The sequence below is a fragment of the Microbacterium sp. 4NA327F11 genome (assembly GCF_005503465.1).
Taxonomy (GTDB): Bacteria; Actinomycetota; Actinomycetes; order Actinomycetales; family Microbacteriaceae; genus Microbacterium; species Microbacterium ginsengisoli.
In genome coordinates this window covers 1-19,236 of the sequence record NZ_SCOB01000030.1, presented here as the reverse complement: position 1 = coordinate 19,236, position 19,236 = coordinate 1, and the positions used below count along the sequence as shown (strand labels likewise).

Here is a 19,236-nt window from a genome sequence, read left to right as displayed (position 1 = left end):
GAACTGGCCCGCAACGTGCACACGCACCCGACGCTGTCGGAGGCGCTGCAGGAGGGCTTCCACGGTCTCGCAGGACACATGATCAACTTCTGATCGCCATACGACGACGGGGCTCTCGGGGGTGAGCTCCACCTCCCACTCACGCCAGGCGAGCTCGCGTCCGGTGCGCTCGTCGACCGTCTGCACGCGGTCGTCGACGAGCTCGGCGACCGGGGTGCCCGAGGCATCCGAGACCGCATACGCCGTGCGGGCGTTGCGGATGCGCGCGAGCGGAGCGAACGGGCCCGCCGACCAGCGCTCGACCGATTCGGCGACCGCGGGGGGCACCTGATCGGGGTCGCTGTCGATGTCGAGCGGCCAGTGCCACTCGAGCTTTCCCTCGGGCGTGGCGATCTTGACATGCCAGCCTTCGTCGGGCCCGCCGGTCCGGCGGCGCACGGCGACGCCGGCGCGGCCGAGGGCGGCGTCGGCGCTGTCGAAGTAGCGCGCGTCGAGGTCGCGCGGCTCGGCATGACCGACCGTGAGGCCGAGCGTGGTGAGGTCGGGAAGCGGGGTGTCGGCGTCGACGTCGTAGCTGCGCTCGACCTCGAGGGACCGCGTGGGTTCCGCGCTCACTCGTCGCGGCCGTCGGGATCCGGGTTGATCGGCTCGGTGGCCTCGACGTACGCGAAAGGCACCTCGGTGGGGCCGTCGGCGGCGCCGGTCTGGACGGCATCACCCGAGCGCCGGTAGACGATCTGGCCTTCGCCGTAGGGGGCGATGATCTCGTCGTCGTCGCCGTCGAAGGGAAGCAGCTGGCCGTCGAGGGGACCGCCGGTGAGTCGTGCGATGGACATGCGGTCAGCCTAGTCTCGGCGGGCGCGGCGGGGTGGTTTCGGCTCCCGTTCCGCGGCCTCCGCCGCCTGGGCGGCACGCACCTCGACCTCTGCACGGGATGCCGCGGCCTCCGCCATGCGCAGACGCCACTGCCCCATCGTGCGCGCGCTGTGGCGGGCGTGCACCCGGTCGTTCTGCTGCCCGGCGATGGTCACACAGACCGCTGCGGCGATCAGGATGACCTGCGAAGACAGGTTGATCCAGAGCAGCAGGGCGATGAGCGCCGCGAAGGTGGCCAGCAGCGGGTTGGCGGCCGCACCGCCGACGAACAGGCCGGAGAGCTCTTGCAGAACGGTGAGACCGACACCGCCGACGGCTGCGCCCGCCAGGCGGGCGCGCCACGAGGTCGGCACGCCGATCAGTGCGGTGAAGAGCAGCAGGACGATCGCGGCGTCGAGGACCAGGACGACCACGACCGAGACGACCCGGGTCATCACGCCCGCCTCCACGCCGTCGTCCTGCAGGGACAGGAGTCCGAGAACCAGGCCCACGGCGGCGGTGCCGAAGAACGTGGCGGCCGCCGACACGATCAGCAGCACTCCGATCCCCACGGCGACGCCGAGGTTGCGCAGCTGCACCCAGAGGAAGAACGTGTCGTCGTGCCCGGCATCGGCGAGCTCACGGAAGGCGGCGCGCATCGATCCGATGGCGCCGGTCGACGCACCGATCAGACCGACGATCGAGATGATGCTGGCGATCGTCAGGCCGGTCGGCGCTGGGATCGCATCGAGTGAGACGATGCCGCCGTCGCCGACGAGGCCGGGGACGGCCGCGTCGACGGCACGCACGAGCGCGGCGAGCGCGTCAGGGTTGCCCCGCAACCACAGCAGGGCGACGGAGAACCCCAGAAGCACGGCCGCGAAGAGACTGAACAGCGCGCGGTACGTGATGCTGTCGGCGAGCATCGGCCCGCGCTTCTGGCTGTAGAGCAGGAACGCCCGCACCAGCGTGCGGCGCAGCATCCAGGACGTCACACGCCCGATGAGCGAGGCATCGGTCGGGGTCTCGGGCATGCCCTCAGGCTAGCGATGACCGCTGCGGCGAGGTCAGTTCGCGGTCACTGTCAGCGCCGGGTTGGCCGGCGCGGATGTCGCGGCCACCTGCAGCCCCACCCAGACGCTCTGGCCGGCGCTGAGGGGGCCGGCCCAGTCCTTACCGGTGCAGGTGATCGTGGTTCCGGCGAGGGTGCACCCCATCCCCCAGGCGCTCACGATCTGGGTGGCACTCGGCGAGGACCACGAGATCGACCAGCCGTGCACGGCGCTGGAGGCGGTCACGACGAAGTTCGCGACATAGCCGGCCTGCCAGGCGCTCTGCAGCTGCCAGGCGGTCGTCACGGTTCCGGATGTCACCGGCTTCGGTGCCGATGGCGACGGCGTCGCCACGGGCGGGGCGGACGCAGTCGGCGACGGAGCGGGGCTCGCCGCGGGCGGCGATGACGGGGCCGTCGTCGCACTCGGGGAGGGCGCTGGCGTCGCGGTGGGCGTCGGGAGCGGCGACGTCGACGTCGAGGGTGAGGCCGACGGCGAGAGCGGTGCCGGGGACGGCGGTGTGACGGGGCTCAGGATGGGCGCGAGCGCCGCGAGCTTGGCGGCCTGCGGGGTCGTCCAGTCATCCGCGACGAGACCCCCGGTGTCACCGGAGTTCGGGTTGAACGACCAATACCCGTAGCTGAGTCCGTTCGCGCGGATGTAGGACACGATCGACGCGAGCCACTGCTTGTCGCTCGTCGTCTGCAGCAGAGTGCCGAACTCGCCGACGAACACCGGCGCGATGTTCTGCTTCTGAAGGTAGCCCCAGTTCGCGTCCCAGACGCCGGGCAGGTTGGCGGGATAGTTCCCCGCACTGAACCAGGACTGGTTGTAGACCGACGCGGGGTAGTCGTGGGACGAGTAGACGACGCGGTTCGCCACCGTCAGAACGACGGGCTTCTTCGCGACATCCTTGAGACCCCCGCCCCACCACGTGGTGGACCCGTCGGCCTGCGTGCTGACGCCTTCGACGATGATCAGCAGGTTGGGGTTCGCGGCGAGCACCGCGTTGCCTGCGCGGGTCGCCGCGGCCTGCCAGTCGGTGGCGGCGTTCCCGCAGCCCCAGCACGACGGGTCGTGCGGCTCGTTGTGAAGGTCGGCGCCGATCACGGTGGGGTCGTTCCGGTATCGGGTCGCGAGCATCGTCCAGTCCGCGATCCACTTCTGCTCGCTGTACTGCGACGTGTACCAGAGCGCCGATTGGGAACCGGAGTCGGGACGATGGCGATCGAGGATCACGTGGAGCCCATAGGCCTTGGCGCGCGCGATCACGACATCCATCAGCTGGAGCGGGGTGAGCGAGACCAGAGTCGGGTTGAGATTCTGGTTGATGGACGTCGTCGAGGATGCCGCGAGGCATTCGTTGGAGAACGGCAGTCTGATCGTGTTGAAGCCCATGCTCGCGATCTCGCGCATGCCCTGGTCGAGGGAGATCGACCACAACCCGTGCGGAGCGCAGTTCGAGGTCTCCATCCCGAACCAGTTGACCGCCTTGATCGTGTACACCGAGTTGTCCGATGCCAGGATCTTGGACCCCGAGGTGTGGAGCCAGCCGGAGGGCGCTGCCGCCTGGGCGCTCAGCGGGGCGACAAGACCCACGGTGAGCGCGACCACCGCGGCGGCCAGCATGCCGATCACGCGCGCGCGGAAGCGGCGCTCTGAGCTGGCGACGGCCATCGTGACCCCTCGACGATACGGCGGCGGTGATTCGCGCCCACGGCGCGATGGCATCAGTGTACGGTGCGCAGGTTCAGATCCCGACCGTCTCGATGCTCACCGTCACCCGGTCTCCGACTCCGAGTCCGTACCGCTGCCGCACGGCCTTCTTCAGCGGCAGGACGAAGCGGCCCCGCGCGATCTCCGGGAAGATCGAGGTGCGCCAGACGGATGCCGCGAGCCGGACCTCGACCGGCACCGAACCGAAGCCCGCACGAGGCCCGGGCAGCTCGTGCAGGGCCTCGCTGATCTCATCGGGCACGGCGACGAAGCACCACAGCTCGGCGCGGGCCTCCCAACGCCAGATGTCGGCGGTGAACTCGACCTGCATGCGGCCAGCCTAGGCGGGGTGGGAGCCGGCCGCGGGCTCGCCGGGCGGGTCCGCGTACGGCGACGAGAGCGGGTCTACGAGGCTCGACACCTGGCGCCGTGCCGCCCGGAAGCGCCCGTCGGGCCAGCTCGCCGCGAACGTCTCGACGACCCGCCACACCCGGCGGAGGAGCCCGCCGACGTGTACGAGCGGCCTCGCCGACACGGGCATCGTGAGGGTGCGGTCCCATCGCACCCCGTCGTCGGCGTGCAGGTGGATCGTGAGGTCGAGATCATCGTGCACGTGGGGGTCGGCGCGGCGCACCCGGTCGCGCACGCGCTCCCACACCGCGACGCGCATGGCGAAGTTCGAGCCGAAGACGAGCGGGATGCCGAGCCACAGCCCGATCCATACGCGTCCGCCACCGATGTACCAGTGCGATCCGAGGTAGGCGACCAGCCGCGAGCAGTCGTAGAACTCGGCGCCCCCGGTGAGCACGCCGAGGGCCTCGTCCTCCGCGAACGCCCGTTCGAGGCGGGCGACCCAGTCGGGGTGAGGACGGGAGTCGGCATCGACCCGGGCGATGATGTCGGCGGATGCCGCCGCGTCGTCGTACCCGCGGGCGGCGGCAGGCCAGATGCCGACACGCTCCTCCCGCAACAACGTCGCGCCGTGCGCGCGAGCGACGTCCGCGGTCGCATCGGTGGAGGCATTGTCGACGACGATCACCGCGTCGGGGCGTCGGGTCTGACGGTCGAGGGCCGAGAGGCAGGCATCCAGGTAGTCGGCATCGTCGCGGCACGGGATGACGACGACGATGCGCGGGGGCACGAGTTCAGGCTAGTCCCGTGCGGAGAGCAGAATGGCCAGGTGCCGATCCTCAACAAAGACATGTCGCTGTGCATCTCCCTCTCCGCCCGCCCGTCGAACATCGGCACGCGGTTCCACAACTTCCTCTACGACGAGCTCGGACTGAACTTCGTCTACAAGGCGTTCGCCCCCACCGACATCACGGCCGCCATCCAGGGCGTGCGAGGGCTCGGCATCCGCGGGTGCTCGGTGTCGATGCCCTATAAGGAGGCGGTGATCCCCCTCGTCGACGTGGTCGAGGAGTCCGCAGCGGCGATCGCGTCGGTGAACACGATCGTCAACGACGACGGCGTGCTGACGGCGTCGAACACCGACTACGAGGCGGTCGCGTCGCTTCTCGCGAGCCACGCCGTCGACCCGGCGCTGCCGGTCGTCGTGCGCGGCTCCGGGGGCATGGGGAAGGCGGTGATCGCGGCGTTCCGCGGTGCCGGGTTCGACGACGTCACCGTGCTCGCCCGCAACCTCGACGCGGGACGCACGATCGCCGATGCCTACGACTACCGCTTCACGGACACCGCGCCCGAGCCGTTCGCCGGCGTGCTCGTGAACGTCACGCCGCTCGGCATGAACGGGCCGGATGCCGCGGCTCTCGCGTTCTCGCACGAGCAGGTGGCTGCGGCATCCGTCGTCTTCGATGTCGTGGCGTTCCCGTCGGAGACGCCGCTCGTGCGCTCGGCGCGCGAGTCGGGCGTGCCGGTGATCACGGGTGCCGAGGTGATCGCACTGCAGGCCGCCCGCCAGTTCGAGCGGTACACCGGCGTCGCCCTCACCGCCGACCAGGTGGCGCGCGCGTCGGAGTTCTCGCGCGCCGAGTGACGCGCGATGATGGGGCGATGAGCGCACACCGTGTTCCCGCGCCGGAGCTGCCGGTCGGGGTCAAGCTGCAGGGTCCGGTCTCGTACTTCCCGAGCATCGAGAAGACCTACGGGCAGCCCGTGCAGCACTGGCTCGACCTCGTCGCCGATCGGCTCGACGACCACCGTCACATGGAGGTGGTGGAGTTGCTCAAGAGCGAGCACGGACTTGGCCACGGACATGCGAACGCGATCGTCGGCTACGTGAAGCGCGCGCTCGCGGGTTCCGCACCGGAGTGAGGGCGCGCGCCGGTCGCGCACCGACTCAGTCGCGGTGCACGTCGCGCCGGGGCACCAACGGCACGGCGATGAGGGGCGCCAGCGCGACGAGCGCGAACGCTCCCGCGAAGCCCGTTGCCATGATGAGCGCGCCGATGCCCGGCCCGACGAGGGACGCCGCGATGAACTGGCCGGTGTTCTGCACGCCGAGCGCCTTGCCGACCCACGAGCTGCCCGCCGCCTCCGCGACCGAGGTGTAGGCGAGGCCGTTGTCGGCGACGGTCACCACCGCGGCGATCACGAGGATGACGCCGCCGACGGCCGCCCACGCGAACGCACCGCTCATGGCGAGCGCGAGCATGACGACGACGGCCGAGACGGCCACTCCTCGCAGCACGCGCACGCGGCTGCCGACCCGGTCGCTCAGGACGCCGACGACGATGCGCCCGAGCGCCCCGACGAACTGCGAGATCGCGACGAGGGCGGCCGCGGCATCCTGGCCCCATCCCAGGGCCGAGATGAGGAACACCATGCCGAAGGTCGACACGGCGAACTGCGGCACGACGAGCAGCAGCGACACCGCGTGGATGCGCGCGAGGAACCCGCTCGCCCGATAGGGGTTCACGGCGGGTCTCTCGGGGCCGGATGCCGCGGCCCGCGGCGGATTGCGGATGCCCGCCGCGCAGGCGGCCGCGATGATCGCGAGGGCTGCGGCGATCACGAGGAATGTCGCCGGGATGCCCGCGGAGCCCGCGAGCGCGGGCACGAGGGCCGCGGCGGCCGCGACGCCGAGGGGCTGGGCCATCTGCCGGATGCCCATCGCGAGTCCGCGTCGGTCGCGCGGGAACCATCCGACGACGACGCGGCCGCTCGCCGCGTTCGTGCTGGCGGCGGCGGCACCGCCCGCGAGGAGTGCGACGCCGAGGCCGATGAGGTCGCTGGTCACCGCGGCGGCGAGCGCGAGCAGTGCGGTGAGGAGGAGTCCGCCCGCGATGACGCCCCGCTCCCCTCGTCGATCGGCCAGGTGACCCCAGGCGATGAGGGTGAGCACCATGCCGACGGTGGGGGCGGCGGAGAGGAGTCCCGCCTGCGCGAGCGGGAGGCCCCGGTCGAGGTGCAGCAGCGGGATAAGGAACACGGGCGCGGAGACGAGCAGGGTGCCGGCGGCCTGCGCGGCGATGCCGAGCGCGAGCATGATCCAGGCGCGGGGAGGGATGCGCGTCATGCGTTGACCTCGGTTCGGGGCTCGTGAGACGATCGGTATACCGCTTTGGTATACCAGAAGGGAGCACCGGTGGACGAACCCGGCGAGGCCCGCGCCTACCGCCAGCTGCGCATCGCGATCCTGACCCTCGACCTCTCCCCCGGCGAGCGGCTGTCGGAACGCGCGCTCGAGAGCCGCCTCGGCGTCTCGCGCACGCCCATCCGCGCCGCACTCCTGCGCCTCGGCGGCGAAGGCCTCACCGTGCGCACCGAGCGCGGATGGGCAGTCGCGCCCCTCGATATCGCCGAGGTACGCGCGGCGATGGAGTACCGCGAGATCGTCGAGGTGGCCGCTGTGCGCCTCGCCGTCGACCGCGCATCCGACCCCGACCTCGCCGCCCTGCGAGAGCTCGTCGACACCCACCGCTCCCACGACGACCCCGAGACGGGCCTGCGCGACGGCGGCGACTTCCACCACGCCCTCGCGGCGACATCAGGAAATGCGTTCCTCGCCGCCGCCGTCGCCGACACCATCACCCGCCTCGCCCGGGTGCGCTGGCTCGAGGTGCGCTCGGCGGCATCCCGTGCCTACGCCCGCGATGAGCACGCGGCGATCATCGACGCCGTCGCACACCGCGACGCCGACCGCGCTGCCGCGCTCACCCTCGCGCACGGGCGCGGCACGCGCGATCGGCTGCTCGCGGTGCTCGACGAGGAACGCGGGCGTCGCGGCATCCGCTCGCTCGCGATCGTCGACAGCGCGGCGGGGTGACAGCGCCCGGTGTATGACCGACGACGACAGCGACGCCGACCCCCGCCCCCGGCGCCGGGTAGCGTGGCGGGATGAGCTTCGGAGTGCAGGTCGACGTCGTGCGGGTCTTCACGGACGCGCGCGGAGGCTCGGGCAACCCGCTCGGCATCGTCATGAGCAGCGCTGCCTCGCAGGGACGGGAGCAGTCCATCGCCGAGGCGCTCGGCTACTCCGAGACCGTCTTCATCGGTGGGATCACCCCCGACGCTGCTCAGGTGCGCATCTTCACGCCCGCCCGCGAACTGCCCTTCGCCGGGCACCCGAGCGTCGGCACCGCCTGGTGGCTCGCCCGCCGGGGAACCCCGGTCGCCGCCCTCGAGGTGCCGGCGGGTCGCGTCGTGATCGACATCGACGGCGAGGATGTCGCCGTGCGCGCCCGCCCCGGATGGACCCCCGACTTCGCGTTCCGGCAGCTCGGCTCGCCGGCCGAGATCGACGCCCTCGACCCGGCCACGTTCACCGAGGGCCACCACTATCTGTGGGCGTGGGCGGACGAGACGGCGGGCACGGTGCGATCCCGCATGTTCGCGCCCGACATGGGCATCGTGGAGGATCCGGCGACCGGAGCCGCCGCGGTGCGGCTCACCGGACTCGTGGCGCGCGACCTCGACATCACCCAGGGCGAGGGCTGCAGGCTCCGCACCCGCTGGCTGGGCGGCGAGGTCTCGCTGTCGGGCCGCGTCGCACCCGACAGCGCCGTCGAGATCTGATCGCCGCCGCGGACATCGAGCCGCGGCATCCGATCGATCTCTAGGATCGGCGCCATGCAGCGACCGATCACCAACTGGCACGACCAGGCCACGCAACGACTCTCCCGCGGCGAGCGCGCCGCCGACCGCCTCCGCAACGGCATGGGATCGTGGGGCTTCATCATCGGCTTCATCGCGTTCATGATCGTGTGGGCGATCGTCAACGCGACGGCCGTGCAGTGGGACCCCTACCCGTACATCCTGCTCAACCTGTTCCTCAGCATGCTCGCCGGGCTGCAGGGGGCGATCCTGCTCATCGTCGCGAAGCGACAGGATGCCATAGCCGCGGCGCTCGCCCAGCACGACTTCGAGACGAACGTCGCCGCGAAAGGCGAGATCGAGGAGCTGATCGACCTCAACCGCCGTCAGCTCGCCCTCATCACCCGCCTGTGCGAGGAACGCGGGCTGACGCTCCCGTGATCCACGCTCGCGGGAGCGCGGATACTGAACCGTGGCGCCACCGCGCCGCCGCTGTGGAGAGGAAGAGCACATGCCGCTCGCCGTATGCCGTTACGAGAAACTCAGCGCCGAGGGGATGGCGCGGGCGCGCGAGGTGTACCCCCGCCACCTCGCCTACCTGCAGGAGTTCGCCTCCTCGGGCGACCTCCTGCTGATCGGCACGTTCGCCGACCCCGTCGCGGACGGGTCGATGGCCGTGTTCCGCGACCGCGCGGCCGCGGAGCGGTTCACAGCCGGCGACCCGTTCCTGATCGAGGGCGTGGTGATCGGATGGCGCATCCTCGACTGGGATGCGAGCGCTTACGGGACGATCGCACCCGAGCGCTGACCGGGCGAGGGACGCTGACGGCGAAATGGCGGCGTCGTTTTCCCCCGCGGTGTGGCCTCACGCTGAACCGTCGCCGGAAGCTGCGATATCTACCTACGCGCGCGGCACAGACCTTCAACGGCCGGCAGTCGGGCGCGCACGAAGGGGCCTCTCGTCCGAGACATAGTCGGGGCACATCGTCGGACGCGCATCGAGCGAACGTCCCGCCGCTCACTCGACGGCTGCTCGGGCGATAACGTTGTGCGCTCTGACTTCCTTTCGACGCACACTTCTCGCTGCACGTCGAGGTCCTGAGCTTCCGCGGCCTAAGCGGCGGTGAGCGAAGACGCGCCGCTCAGGAGCGCCATCCGAGGGGTGCGATGTGCGCAAGCGACCTCGCATCCTGGAAAGGCGCGGTCGTACCGAATCGCGCGGGAGCTCATATTCCCGCGAACCCGACGGAGACGAGAAAGGCGCAAAGCGTCGAACTCAGCATCCCGAAACCTATGCCGAGAGAAGTCCTCGTCCCCACGGTCGCGGTGCGCATGAGCCACGGAGACGCAATCAACAGCCCCGCGGAGCCGAGTAGCGCGACGTAGGACAGAAAGAGAACTCCGGGCGCCGCGGCGCCCTGGACGATGCCCCCGCTTGCCCCTGCCATAACGACGTTGACCAAGCCGATGAGCACGAAGCCAGCGCTGGTTGGAATCAGCTGGTTCGGCTTCGGACCCCTGAAGAAGCGAGACGACTCATCCCCGCCGTACGTTCGCATCGCGCGGCTGATCTCGGTTCGCCACACGAAAAGGAGAGTCCCACCGAGCACGGCCGTCGTGCCTATCAGCGCGTGAAGGAACACCTCACCCTGGTTCACCGCTCCCCCGTCCCGCAGAGTGCCCGGAGAACTCCCCCTGCTCGTCACGCCCGACCGCGGCATCCGTTCGTCACACACTATTCCGCCGGGCACGCACCGGGACGAAAAGCACTCACGAGCGTCGACTCGATTCGCGCGCCATCCGGGTATATGGCGGTCTCACTCGGAGCGTCCGGGCGACGTGCACCGACACTCACATGTCGGATGCTGCGGCGCGCCGCGCCGCGCGTACGATCGTCGGGCGCAGGGAGTGACACGTGCGTCTCAACGCACGTAGCAAGCACTCCGCCGATTGCCACTCGAGAACGACGAAGCCCTGATGGAGATCGCGTCTCATCAGGGCTTCCGACCGTCGGGATGACAGGATTTGAACCTGCGACCCCTTGACCCCCAGGCGTCCAAAGGCGCCGCTCAGCCTCGATTTCCGCGTGATTCTGCGGCGCTAACGACCTCACCGCACGTCATGGATTGCATGGTTTGCATGGTTCTGGTCCCCTTCTGGTCCCCCTCGTCGCCACACCTCGCAGGTAGCACCTCGCGCACTGCTTTCCTGACTAGCTCTAGTCAAACAATTCGCAAGTTGCCGTTTCTGCTCCGTCGGCCATCGGCGTTCGGCGCGCCATCGCGCCTACGAAACGACGAACTGGACGACCTTCGCTGCGTAATCCTCATAGGTCTGGTTCCTTGCGATCTCCGGCCAGGCGCGCCACGGTCCGACATAGTTCGAGCGACTGAACTTCTCGAGGGCAGGCGTCGGACCTGCACCGATGTACCAGTCGTCCCACTCAGCGAACTGATCCAGCGTGATGTCAATGGTGAACAACAGACTGCCGTCGTAATCGTGCAGCTCCAGCCACGCATGACCGGAGAGCGAGTCGGGGAGCTTATTCTCGATGAACGACCACTCACCAAGGCCGCGGGCGGCAAGAACCTCGGCAAGCGCGATCGAGGCCCACTCGCACCAGACCTGTGGAAAGATACTCTTCGCTCCGCGGTAGGGCTCATCGGGCATCTGGAGGAATGCGGCGCGAACGTCACGTGCCGTCCGGCGCGCCTCGTGCCAGAACCGATGGCCCCCGGGCGCCAGCCCTTTGACGTACATCCTCTACTTCTGCGCCAGTCGGATCCGAAGTCGCCGCGCGCGCTCCTCGAAGGCTGGCTTGCCGCCCTCGAGTATCTCGCAAACCTCATCTCGCACAGCCGGGTTCTCGAGACCGCCGCTCAGGTAGGACAGATTCGGTAGCCCATCGGGCACGTGCGCTCCCGCGCTTGCAACGATGACTTGGTCGGCATCGGTGTTGACCACAAGATTCGCGTTGTGGGTCACGATGATGATCTGACGGCGATTCCTCGTTTCGACGAACCGCCCGACGAGCTCTACGAAGATCGACTTCGGGTCCAGGTTCTCCTCGGGTTGGTCAATGATCAGCGGACGATCATCGGACTGATCGACGGCGAGGTACAGCAAAAGCAGCACGATGCCCCGGGTTCCTGGGGACAGTTGTTCGATGTCCACCCCGTCGTATTGAATGCCATACCTGACCGAGATGTGGTCGGTGCTGTTCAACCAGGCCGCAACATCATTCGCCCACGCGCGGAAAGCTGGGAGGTTTGACTGCGGAACCTTGGCCTGCTCGATGATATGCGGGTCGTGGTCGTTGCGGAACGATGCCATAGCGTCTGCGACCTCAGCGCTTGCTCCGCTCTCCCACGCGGGGAGCAACGTGTCGGTCGCGACCTTCAGCAATTCACCGCGTCCTCTGAAGGTCGTGCCGGTGCGCAGATCCATCAAATCCTCACCGCGGGCTGCCCAACTCCCGACATCGACGACTCGGCGAACGCTGAAGCTGAGCTTCCCAAGCGTGCCAAGTTGCGCCAACAGCATGGTCGAGAGCGGCTCGTACATCTTTGCCAGTTCCGCCTGCTCGGAAGCGAAGCCATCGAATAGCGAGGCGTATGAAGCCTTTCGGTTCTCCGCCAGCACTGTGATCCTGGCCTGCGCACCGGCGGCGTTGGTTGATGCCGCGTTGGCGGCGGTGAGCGCGGCCTCGTTCTTCGTGATCTTGTCGTTGAGCGCCGAGAGTTGCTTCTGCTTAGCGTCGTCGAGTCCGATGAGCTGGCCGAGCCGGAACCCTTCTGCCTTGAGCGAGCTGAGGGGTGCCTTCGTGAGATCTCCGTCCTCTGCGATGAAGGGCTGCCACTCCGCCGCAGGCGTCGTCGGCTTCGCAATGGCCGTGCCAGTCAACGCGGCGATCTGCTGACGCACAGCGACAAGATGCTTGGCGACGACATCCGTCGGGTCGCCGACAAACTTCAGCTCGAAGGCCTGCCAGTCGGTCGCCGTGAGACCCGCGCCTGCATGAGCGCGCTCGAGATCAGCGATGAGCGCGGGAAGTCGCCGAACAGACAAATCCGCGACAGCCGCCTCGAGTTCGACGAGTGACTGCTCACGACGCCGAGCGGTATCGACCGCGCCCTGGCGTGCGCCCAGCTCAGCGTTGACCGCTTCGAGGCGTTTGGAGCGGTCCTCGCCGCCGGTGACGACTAGTGCCGTGCGGGCCTTCTTGTCCTCATCGAGCAACTTGGTCAGGCGGCCCTGCTCTGCAGTGAGCGCCGGGAGCTGAGCCCGTGCCGATCGCTCATTCTCAATCTGATCGGAAAGGCTTGCGATCTCCTGCTTCGCGTGTGCACGCAGGTTGCGTCCATGGCTTGCGCGGATGTCAAGCAGCTCACGGAATGACGATGTCCCGAGACGATGCTCGTAGGCATGGGCTTCAAAGATCACTCGCTCGATTTCGGCGAGCAGGTCGTCTGTGATCCCTTCTGCGGAGCAAAGGCGCTCCACGAACTGCTGCGAAAGATATTGCACTCCAGGTACGACGTCCGGGTCGACGGCGGGTGGCAAGCTGGTGGTTGCCGAGGTGCCGTCGGCCCAGGTGAGTGCAACTGACGAACCGCCGATGTGAGGTCGAGCGCGCTGGAGGAAGGTCTTTTCGGTCGGGTCGTTACTCGCCGCGCCGGCGCCGGCGGCGACGACGTCGGCGAGCGCCGTCTTGCCAGAGCCGCGGGCACCAATGATGGCAACGAGTCCCGACGACAGTGGTATAGAGCGGTTGACGAACCACGGAGCACCAGAGACTGTGATCTCGTTGATCACACGGTGGGGCAAGGCGCCTGTTGGCGGGTTCGTCGCAACGACGGCACGCTCGCGGGGCTCAAGACACGCCTGGCGGAGCGTCTCGAAGGTGGCGTCACCTTTGATCCAGGTGAAGCGATCGTTGTCCGGCTTGCCGACTTTGGCCAGGCTGTGTGCGTCGCTTCCATGCAGGCAGGGCTTCGGTCCGTCGAGCTTCGACGCGAGTTCGACGCGGCTGAGCGCTCCATCGCCGAGCCAAAACACTCGTTGTTTCGGTGCACCAGCGAAGATGATGTGCGCAAAGCGCTCGATCTCCTGGCGTGTGGCTTCGAGCGACCCGCCGGTATCGCGGACGCCCGAGGTACCGTCATTGTTTCCCGCAGCGACGGCCACCAGAATGTTGTCCTGTGCCCAGGCGCTCTTGGCGAAGGAGTCCTTGAGGTTGGTGATGCTGACCTTGAACTGATTTGTGCCCGCGCGGAGGGCCGCACCGTCATCAGTGATCGAGGGGTCGTGCGCCTTGCCGAGCCGAATGAGATCGTCGCGGTCACATGCGTATGATTCGCCCCCGGATTCGAACTTCAGCGTGCGCAAGAACCGTCGAGCCTGGTCGACGTGGTCGGTGGCCTCGGGAGATATCAGCAGGTGAATATTGACCGGACGGTCGCGGTCGGTTGCGATCGGAAGCCGCAACTCGACGTTGGCGAAGATCAGTCCGACATCAGGCAGCCGGCCGGCGGCCTTGTGGCTGAGGATGACCTCATAGTCGTCGATGCTGTAGTAGTCGGTGACGCCGAGTGCTTCAATGCGTGGCTCCGACTGCTCCACGGCAGCGAGGTACGAGTCCCAAGCGTTGGCGCCGAACTGATTGTTTCAGGGCCGTTCCAGGCGCATGAATGTGCGGATCCCACCGTCTCCAGGTAGAACCGCGAGGATCTGCCGTCGAGGTCACCGCAGCTTCCCCTGTCGCGCGGTGCATGAATGATGCAGGCGCGCAGAGTCGGGGAACCCAAGGGTCTGCGGGCTGGCATGGTCTCGGCCTGCCGACTGCTCAAGGCCCTGCGTAGCCTGCCACGTGCCCCCAGTGAAGGTGTTGGGCCGTTGCTCGAGTAGTGATTTGGCCATAGCGGTGACGTCTCCTTCGCGAGTCGATGCGCGGACTAGTGGCGCACCGACCCGGCACTATCACGATATCGGCGCGTCCCGGCTTCGGACCGGAGATGGAGTCGGGCGAGCTGCCATAAGACGGCAGCAAGAGCTCCGGCAGTATGTGGGGGGCGCGACGTGTCTGGGCAGAATCCACTGTCTCCGCCGCTACGGTGGCACCGAAGGACAGCTCTCGCCCGATCGGCATTGAGCGCACGTCGAACGGGTCAACGCAGCGAAGGGCTGGACATGGCATACGAACAGCTGCCGATGGTCGAAGTGGACCTGGATGGGCTGTTGCTCGACCTGGAGAACTATCGCATCCCGACCCGACGGGATGATGAAGCGGGCGCGCTGAAGTATCTGTTTGCATCAGAGGACGTCCTTGGTGCCGCTCGCTTGATCATCCGAGAGGGCTACTTCGACAACGAAGTTCCCATAGTGATCTCGGCCACACCCTCCGGAAAACTTGACCGATACACGGTCCTTGAAGGCAATCGACGGGTCAGTGCACTCAAGGCGCTGCAGGACCCGACCATCGTTCCCGGCCACGAGGCGCAGCTCCGAGCGCTTCTGAAACGATATGCGGTCGAAGCAGACAACCTCCCGCAACGCATTCGCGTTCTCGTCGCGCCCGATCGAGCGACCGCGGCGCCGCATGTCGCGCGGCTCCACACCGGGATATCGAAGCGGCGCTGGAGTCGCGACCAGCAGGCCACGTTCTACTACTCACTGGTGGACGATCAGACCACAGTCGAAGACGTTAAGGCGCAGTATCCCGACGTGGAAGTCGCGCGGTTCATGAAAATGGCCGTCATGCGGAGATTCCTGTCCGCAGCTCCATTCAGCGACCACAGCCTGCGCGACTACGCAGCTAGCGACGACCTCGCGATGTCCGCGTTTGAGTACGCGTATCGCAACAAGGACATCGCCTCCGCAATCGGCGTGGAGTTCGACAAGGATGGGATGCTGCTGCCGCGACCATCGACCCCTGAGAAGATTGCCGCGAAGCTTCCGAAGAAGAGGCTCATCGCTCTCGAGTACCTTGTTGGAGAGTTCCGAGCGGGCAGGCTCAACACACGCTCGCCCGAGTTCAAGAAGCGCAGTGCCGATCACCAACCTTTTGTAGATCGCCTCAACGGCGTCGTCTCGATACCCGCCACGACCCCACCAGCTCCGACCGCTCCCACGCCGACAGGCCCGGTTCAACCCGGGAGCGGTGGTACTGCAACGTCGACAAAGGGCGGTCAAAGCTCCGGCGGCGGCGCGCAACCTCAAGGTCCCGAGACCGGCACGGCAGGGGGACCAGGTAGCCGCGGCCCAAATCACCCCGATACAAAGGACACGCTGGACCTCTCGGGGCTCGAATACGAAAGCGCACCGCTCAACTTGAAGCTGCGGTACTTCGAGCTGCGCAAGATTGGTCTCGGGAACCTGTCGATCTCAGCGGCGATCCTCATGCGCTCGGTCCTGGAAGCAACGATCAAGGTGCACTTTGAAGGCTCGTCTACTCCGGTGACGGGCGAGCTGAGCGCCGTGTTCAAGCAGGTCGCGACCTCCTACGGTCAAGATAAGTCGCTCAAGTCGACGATCGCTGCGATCCAATCAGGCAACGCGCATCGGCATGGCTCGATCCAGTGGTTCAACCTGCTGGCGCACAGTGCGGATGCCTCAGCGAACGCCGACGACGTCCGACAGGCATGGAAGGTCGTGAGTCCGCTCCTCAGGCGCTTGCTGCACCCGCCGACGCAGACTGGTCCTGCAACGCCGTAACGATCCGGGCGACCGATGGCGAGGCAACAAGAAGCTCCTCAGCCTGTCCGGGGTATCGCGCGGAGTAAGTCAGTTCTAGACGGCACTGGAACTGCTCTCGATACAAGTTCTCGATCAGTGGCGCGGTGTCGTACGTCATGAGCCAGTGAGCAGCGTCGACCGTATTGACGATCGCGGCAAGCGCCTTGTGGTCACGTCCGTCGAAGGCGTTCAGATACAGCTGCGACCCAGCCTGAACGTACGGCGGATCGATGTACATGAACGCTTGATTGTCTTTGGCGTACCGTTGGATCACCGTTCTGCCATCTAGGTCGGAGACCGTGATGCGAGCGGCGAGATCACCGATCGCGGTCAGACGCTCGACGAGTGTGGCGCGGTTGAAGCGAGCGTCAATCTTGTAGTTTCCGTCCTGGCGCTGTCCACCGATGACGCCGGCATTCAGAATCCCAGAGCGGTTTGTCCGGTTGAGGTAGAAGAACGCAAAGCCAAGGCGCAGGAGATCGCTTTCGTCGTGCGACCTGTAGATCTCGCGTTGCCTTTGCCACTCCTCGATCGTGAGCGGGGTCGACTCCACGAGTGCCACGAGCCGCTTGTTGTTCTCGACCGCGGATTTCCAGAACGCGTGCACAGCGGGGTCGATGTCATTGATCACAAGGTCCTCAACGATGCCCTCCCTCAGGAGCGCGATGCCCGCGCCGACGCCGCCGGCGTACGGCTCGATGTAGCGGGCACGCTCGATCCCGAGCCCTTGGATGATGTCGCCGAAGAGGCCGGCGAGCGCAGCCTTACCCCCGGGGTATCGGAGCGGCGAGAGCGTGCCGTAACGACGCGAAGCGAGAACACGCAGTCTGTCATTCATTTCGACCCCTTTCCCGCGCGATGAGCTGCGACCCGGCATCGCGGCGAGCAAAACCGAGCGTCACCCCGCCCGAGGAAGGTGGTCCCGCATCGATCGCAATCGTGCCATGCCTTGCGGCGGAGTAGTCGTTCGTGGCGTAGCACGCGATCAAGATCGGTGAGCCCCTCATCGCTCATGCTTGCGACGTCAATCATGTAACGGATATTAACCGTAACAACTGTTTTGGGGTAGCAGACGCGCCGAGCGCCCGGCCGGATTCGGCGAGGACGCTTCAGACGGCGACTGGCGCGAGCGCTTCAGCGGGCACTGACATTCGCGGGCGGGCGCGCGTCTTGGCCAATCGCGCCCGCAGCGTTAGAGCGTGCAAGTTCTGTCGCGCGAACGCGAAGTAGCGAAAGAAGACTGGTGGGACCCATCCAGAGGAACTTGAGAGCGTTCCACACGAACAACAGAACCAGCAGGTGGAGCCATCCCGGCCCGCCGTCCTTGATGATCATGGTGCAGATCGCGGCTGCGTAGAGGTACGGCAGAGCCAGGAGCATCGCCGGGACGCCCCACTTCAAGCCACGTCGGGTGCGGATCGCGTCGAGGAGAAGGTTGGTGGGTGCGTAGCGGAGCAAGCCGTAGACGCGTGCGCTCAGGGCCAGGAACAGGCGAAGCATGGCGGGCCTCTCGTCATCGTCATAGCGCGACGACCTCGCGTCGCGGAGGCAGCTATGAATGAGTGCCCACGAAGGGCCGTCCCAAGGGACCCGCAGAGTTGAGAACCTGCCTCCACTTCAACGATACGTCTGGGCCGCGACGAGCGGAACCCCCGTCCGTGCCGTCGCGGGCGCGCACCTCATCGGTGGCTCAAGGCGGAAGGGACACCGATCATGGCGACGTTGGAAGAGCAAGTGCAGGGCGAGCGGATGGCGCGAATCGTGCTGTCGATGATCGCCGAGCCGGACGACCCGATCACGGGCTACATCCTGGCGCGTTACGGTGGCGTTGCAGCACTGGGCCTCGCCGAGTCCGACCGCGACGTGACTGGACTTCCCCGCGCGGATGTGCTCCTGTGGCGTGAGCGTCTACGAGCGCGGATCGCACCTGATCTGTTGGATCGCGCCGTCGGGGCGCAGCAGCAGGGATTCGACACGCTGATCCCGGCGGACCGGGGGTGGCCCGCCGGGATGGACGACCTGGGCGATCGCGTCCCCTACGTGCTGTGGACGAAGGGTGCGTCTTCATTCCTGACGGCTGCGTTGAGTGATCGGGTTTCGATCACCGGTGCTCGGGCGGCGAGCGGTTACGGGGAACATGTCACGCGCGAGCTGGCGACGGGCCTCGCCGATGAGCAGCGGGTGGTTGTCGCAGGCGGCGCTTACGGCATCGAAGGTGCTGCGCACCGTGCTGTCCTCGCCGCAGCGGGCCAGCCGATCGCGGTGCTCGCGGCCGGCCTGGATCGACGGTACCCGGCTGGGCACGGTGACCTCTTGGACCGGGTCGGGGATGCCGGCCTGTTGGTGAGCGAGTTGCCTCCTGGAACCGCGCCGACCAAGCACAGATTTGAGGCTCGCAACCGGCTGATGGCGGCGCTCTCCGGCGCCGTCGTCATACCTGAAGCCGGGGTGCGCTCTGGCTCGTTCACGACGGTCCGCGATGCCCGGAGTCTCGGGCGGGCTGTCGGGGCAGTGCCCGGGCCTGTGACAAGCGTTGCCAGCGCCGGTCCGAATGAACTCATCAAGCAAGGGCTCGCGTCCGTCGTCACTCAGGCCAGCGACGTCATCGCCCTTCTCGAGGCCGACACGGTCGTTCACGACGTAATGAACCGTTCAGGGTTCGGGCGCGGACACCGGATCGACCGTTCCGGGCCGGGGTGACTTTGTCAACCTGATTTGGCCCCGGGGTGACGGTTTGAAGTGGCCCCGTCGTGGCGGCGGGTCGATGTGGGTGTCGCGCGTCAGACTTAGTGGCAGGGCTGTTAGTTGAGTCCTGAACGGAGAGTCCGACATGGGAAGACCACCAGTGATCCCGGTGGAGAAGAAGACGCGGATCGTGTTGAGC

At 67.3% G+C, this 19,236-nt stretch carries 19 protein-coding genes and 1 pseudogene; 8 read left to right on the top strand and 12 right to left on the bottom strand.

Annotation, left to right across the window (positions count from 1 at the left end; translation table 11 throughout):
• Positions 1 to 123 precede the first annotated feature (123 nt).
• The 6 genes and pseudogenes from FFS51_RS13565 to FFS51_RS13540 form a co-directional block, all read right to left on the bottom strand.
• A pseudogene (locus FFS51_RS13565) lies at positions 124 to 615 on the bottom strand (CYTH domain-containing protein); the annotation flags it as partial.
• Positions 612 to 836 carry a hypothetical protein gene (locus FFS51_RS13560; protein ID WP_045247207.1) on the bottom strand — a complete coding sequence of 75 codons (225 nt, stop codon included), beginning with the start codon at positions 834 to 836 and terminating at the stop codon, positions 612 to 614. The pseudogene FFS51_RS13565 and the gene FFS51_RS13560, both read right to left, overlap by 4 nt.
• A 9-nt stretch (positions 837 to 845) precedes the next feature.
• Positions 846 to 1,889, bottom strand: a complete 1,044-nt coding sequence (locus FFS51_RS13555; RefSeq protein WP_137878658.1) for a YihY/virulence factor BrkB family protein — start codon at positions 1,887 to 1,889, stop codon at positions 846 to 848.
• Positions 1,890 to 1,922: 33 nt separating this feature from the next.
• Positions 1,923 to 3,584: a cellulase family glycosylhydrolase gene (locus tag FFS51_RS13550; protein ID WP_171006200.1), complete on the bottom strand. Its 1,662-nt coding sequence runs from the start codon at positions 3,582 to 3,584 to the stop codon at positions 1,923 to 1,925.
• 73 nt (positions 3,585 to 3,657) lie between these two features.
• Positions 3,658 to 3,954 carry a DUF1905 domain-containing protein gene (locus FFS51_RS13545; RefSeq protein ID WP_137878657.1) on the bottom strand — a complete coding sequence of 99 codons (297 nt, stop codon included), beginning with the start codon at positions 3,952 to 3,954 and terminating at the stop codon, positions 3,658 to 3,660.
• Positions 3,955 to 3,963: 9 nt separating this feature from the next.
• Positions 3,964 to 4,764, bottom strand: a complete 801-nt coding sequence (locus tag FFS51_RS13540; protein WP_137878656.1) for a glycosyltransferase family A protein — start codon at positions 4,762 to 4,764, stop codon at positions 3,964 to 3,966.
• 39 nt (positions 4,765 to 4,803) lie between these two features.
• Here FFS51_RS13540 and FFS51_RS13535 point away from each other — a divergent pair, with 39 nt between their 5' ends.
• The gene (locus FFS51_RS13535) at positions 4,804 to 5,619 is read left to right on the top strand and encodes a shikimate 5-dehydrogenase (protein WP_137878655.1); all 816 of its coding nucleotides are present in this window, start codon (positions 4,804 to 4,806) and stop codon (positions 5,617 to 5,619) included.
• Between the two features lie 17 nt (positions 5,620 to 5,636).
• The gene (locus FFS51_RS13530; protein WP_137878654.1) at positions 5,637 to 5,897 is read left to right on the top strand and encodes a DUF4287 domain-containing protein; all 261 of its coding nucleotides are present in this window, start codon (positions 5,637 to 5,639) and stop codon (positions 5,895 to 5,897) included.
• A gap of 25 nt (positions 5,898 to 5,922) precedes the next feature.
• Here FFS51_RS13530 and FFS51_RS13525 read toward each other — a convergent pair whose 3' ends face one another.
• Positions 5,923 to 7,101, bottom strand: a complete 1,179-nt coding sequence (locus FFS51_RS13525; RefSeq protein WP_212742826.1) for an MFS transporter — start codon at positions 7,099 to 7,101, stop codon at positions 5,923 to 5,925.
• Positions 7,102 to 7,170: 69 nt separating this feature from the next.
• Here FFS51_RS13525 and FFS51_RS13520 point away from each other — a divergent pair, with 69 nt between their 5' ends.
• The 4 genes from FFS51_RS13520 to FFS51_RS13505 all read left to right on the top strand — a co-directional run bounded on the left by FFS51_RS13520 (position 7,171) and on the right by FFS51_RS13505 (position 9,426).
• Positions 7,171 to 7,851: a GntR family transcriptional regulator gene (locus FFS51_RS13520; RefSeq protein WP_137878653.1), complete on the top strand. Its 681-nt coding sequence runs from the start codon at positions 7,171 to 7,173 to the stop codon at positions 7,849 to 7,851.
• Positions 7,852 to 7,922: 71 nt separating this feature from the next.
• Positions 7,923 to 8,600 (top strand): PhzF family phenazine biosynthesis protein, encoded by a 678-nt coding sequence (locus FFS51_RS13515; RefSeq protein WP_137878652.1) that lies wholly within the window; start codon positions 7,923 to 7,925, stop codon positions 8,598 to 8,600.
• 54 nt (positions 8,601 to 8,654) lie between these two features.
• A complete protein-coding gene (locus tag FFS51_RS13510) occupies positions 8,655 to 9,059 on the top strand; it encodes a DUF1003 domain-containing protein (protein ID WP_249352734.1) in 405 nt (134 codons plus the stop codon).
• 70 nt (positions 9,060 to 9,129) lie between these two features.
• Entirely contained in the window at positions 9,130 to 9,426 is a 297-nt protein-coding gene (locus FFS51_RS13505) for a YciI family protein (RefSeq protein ID WP_137878651.1), read from the top strand.
• 418 nt (positions 9,427 to 9,844) lie between these two features.
• Here the strand turns inward: FFS51_RS13505 and FFS51_RS13500 are convergent, their stop codons facing one another.
• The 3 genes from FFS51_RS13500 to FFS51_RS13490 form a co-directional block, all read right to left on the bottom strand.
• Positions 9,845 to 10,276 (bottom strand): hypothetical protein, encoded by a 432-nt coding sequence (locus FFS51_RS13500; RefSeq protein WP_137878650.1) that lies wholly within the window; start codon positions 10,274 to 10,276, stop codon positions 9,845 to 9,847.
• 628 nt (positions 10,277 to 10,904) lie between these two features.
• The gene (locus tag FFS51_RS13495) at positions 10,905 to 11,378 is read right to left on the bottom strand and encodes a hypothetical protein (protein ID WP_137878649.1); all 474 of its coding nucleotides are present in this window, start codon (positions 11,376 to 11,378) and stop codon (positions 10,905 to 10,907) included.
• A gap of 3 nt (positions 11,379 to 11,381) precedes the next feature.
• Positions 11,382 to 14,240, bottom strand: a complete 2,859-nt coding sequence (locus tag FFS51_RS13490; protein WP_137878648.1) for a TrlF family AAA-like ATPase — start codon at positions 14,238 to 14,240, stop codon at positions 11,382 to 11,384.
• Positions 14,241 to 14,807: 567 nt separating this feature from the next.
• Here FFS51_RS13490 and FFS51_RS13485 point away from each other — a divergent pair.
• Positions 14,808 to 16,331 carry a hypothetical protein gene (locus FFS51_RS13485; protein ID WP_137878647.1) on the top strand — a complete coding sequence of 508 codons (1,524 nt, stop codon included), beginning with the start codon at positions 14,808 to 14,810 and terminating at the stop codon, positions 16,329 to 16,331.
• Here FFS51_RS13485 and FFS51_RS13480 read toward each other — a convergent pair.
• Together FFS51_RS13480 and FFS51_RS13475 are read right to left on the bottom strand one after the other, a co-directional pair.
• Positions 16,282 to 17,190: a DNA adenine methylase gene (locus FFS51_RS13480; protein WP_137878646.1), complete on the bottom strand. Its 909-nt coding sequence runs from the start codon at positions 17,188 to 17,190 to the stop codon at positions 16,282 to 16,284. The genes FFS51_RS13485 and FFS51_RS13480 overlap by 50 nt on opposite strands.
• A gap of 296 nt (positions 17,191 to 17,486) precedes the next feature.
• A complete protein-coding gene (locus FFS51_RS13475; RefSeq protein ID WP_137878645.1) occupies positions 17,487 to 17,852 on the bottom strand; it encodes a sulfate permease in 366 nt (121 codons plus the stop codon).
• Between the two features lie 213 nt (positions 17,853 to 18,065).
• On the opposite strand from FFS51_RS13475, the gene FFS51_RS13470 reads away from it, so the two are divergent.
• Entirely contained in the window at positions 18,066 to 19,052 is a 987-nt protein-coding gene (locus tag FFS51_RS13470; protein WP_137878644.1) for a DNA-processing protein DprA, read from the top strand.
• Positions 19,053 to 19,236 lie beyond the last annotated feature (184 nt).

Excerpts from the sequence above, each read along its gene's own strand:
- FFS51_RS13560 (WP_045247207.1), bottom strand. The coding sequence starts at position 836 with ATGTCCATCGCACGACTCACCGGCGGTCCCCTCGACGGCCAGCTGCTT.
- FFS51_RS13555 (WP_137878658.1), bottom strand. The coding sequence starts at position 1,889 with ATGCCCGAGACCCCGACCGATGCCTCGCTCATCGGGCGTGTGACGTCC.
- FFS51_RS13550 (WP_171006200.1), bottom strand. The coding sequence starts at position 3,584 with ATGGCCGTCGCCAGCTCAGAGCGCCGCTTCCGCGCGCGCGTGATCGGC.
- FFS51_RS13545 (WP_137878657.1), bottom strand. The coding sequence starts at position 3,954 with ATGCAGGTCGAGTTCACCGCCGACATCTGGCGTTGGGAGGCCCGCGCC.
- FFS51_RS13530 (WP_137878654.1), top strand. The coding sequence starts at position 5,637 with ATGAGCGCACACCGTGTTCCCGCGCCGGAGCTGCCGGTCGGGGTCAAG.
- FFS51_RS13525 (WP_212742826.1), bottom strand. The coding sequence starts at position 7,101 with ATGACGCGCATCCCTCCCCGCGCCTGGATCATGCTCGCGCTCGGCATC.
- FFS51_RS13515 (WP_137878652.1), top strand. The coding sequence starts at position 7,923 with ATGAGCTTCGGAGTGCAGGTCGACGTCGTGCGGGTCTTCACGGACGCG.
- FFS51_RS13510 (WP_249352734.1), top strand. The coding sequence starts at position 8,655 with ATGCAGCGACCGATCACCAACTGGCACGACCAGGCCACGCAACGACTC.
- FFS51_RS13505 (WP_137878651.1), top strand. The coding sequence starts at position 9,130 with ATGCCGCTCGCCGTATGCCGTTACGAGAAACTCAGCGCCGAGGGGATG.
- FFS51_RS13495 (WP_137878649.1), bottom strand. The coding sequence starts at position 11,378 with ATGTACGTCAAAGGGCTGGCGCCCGGGGGCCATCGGTTCTGGCACGAG.
- FFS51_RS13485 (WP_137878647.1), top strand. The coding sequence starts at position 14,808 with ATGGCATACGAACAGCTGCCGATGGTCGAAGTGGACCTGGATGGGCTG.
- FFS51_RS13480 (WP_137878646.1), bottom strand. The coding sequence starts at position 17,190 with ATGAATGACAGACTGCGTGTTCTCGCTTCGCGTCGTTACGGCACGCTC.
- FFS51_RS13475 (WP_137878645.1), bottom strand. The coding sequence starts at position 17,852 with ATGCTTCGCCTGTTCCTGGCCCTGAGCGCACGCGTCTACGGCTTGCTC.
- FFS51_RS13470 (WP_137878644.1), top strand. The coding sequence starts at position 18,066 with ATGGCGACGTTGGAAGAGCAAGTGCAGGGCGAGCGGATGGCGCGAATC.